Annotated in this window: 1 pseudogene; it reads left to right on the forward strand. The window is 64.7% G+C overall.

From position 1 onward, the window contains the following. A pseudogene (locus BO1_RS49030) lies at window positions 1–892 on the forward strand (RND family transporter); the annotation flags it as partial.

The raw sequence follows: 892 nt of genomic DNA on the forward strand, positions 1-892 counted from the left end.
CTTGAAGCTGCTGGGCTTCGGACTGGATCCGCTCGCGGTGCTGGTGCCTTTCCTCGTCTTCGCGATTGGCGTCTCGCATGGCGTGCAGCAGGTCAATTTCATTGTGCGCGAGATCGCGCATGGCCACAGCGCGTTCGACGCGGCGCGCCATAGCTTCAGCGGCTTGCTGATTCCTGGCGTGCTGGCGCTCGTGACGGCATTCGTGTCGTTCATCACGCTGCTGCTGATTCCGATTCCGATGGTGCGCGAGCTGGCCATCACGGCCTCGCTCGGCGTGGCCTACAAGATCGTGACGAATCTCGTGCTGCTGCCGGTCGCGGCTTCGTGCTTCAACTTCACGAAAGCCTATGCGGACAGCGCGCTGAAGCGCAGCGAACAGCGCTCCACGTGGCTGCGCGGGCTCGCGCGCATTGCCGAGCCGAAGTATGCGGGCCTCACCGTGGCATTGACGCTGGTGGTGTTCGCACTGGCCGCATGGCAGAGCCGTGACCGCGTGATCGGCACGCTCCAGCCCGGAGCGCCGGAGCTGCGTGCGGATGCGCGCTTCAACCGCGATGCCACGTCGATCGCGTCGAGCTACGACATCGGCCTCGACTGGCTCACGGTGGCGATCGAATCGACGGGCAAGGCGTGCGACAACCCCGCGGTCGGCCTCTACGAGGACGACTTCACGAGCGCGATGCGCACCGAGCCGGGTGTGGTGTCGGTGCAGTCGTACTCCGGGATGCTGCGCCGCTACAACCAGGGCTACAACGAGGACTATCCGAAGATGAATGTCGTGCCGATCGACCCCGAGAACTACGGCGCGGTGTCGGTGGACACGGGCCGCGTGAAGGGCTTCATGAAGGCGGATTGCAGCATGACAGCTGTGCACCTGTTCCTGACCGACCAT

The organism is Paraburkholderia oxyphila NBRC 105797 (genome assembly GCF_000685075.1).
Lineage (GTDB): Bacteria > Pseudomonadota > Gammaproteobacteria > Burkholderiales > Burkholderiaceae > Paraburkholderia > Paraburkholderia oxyphila.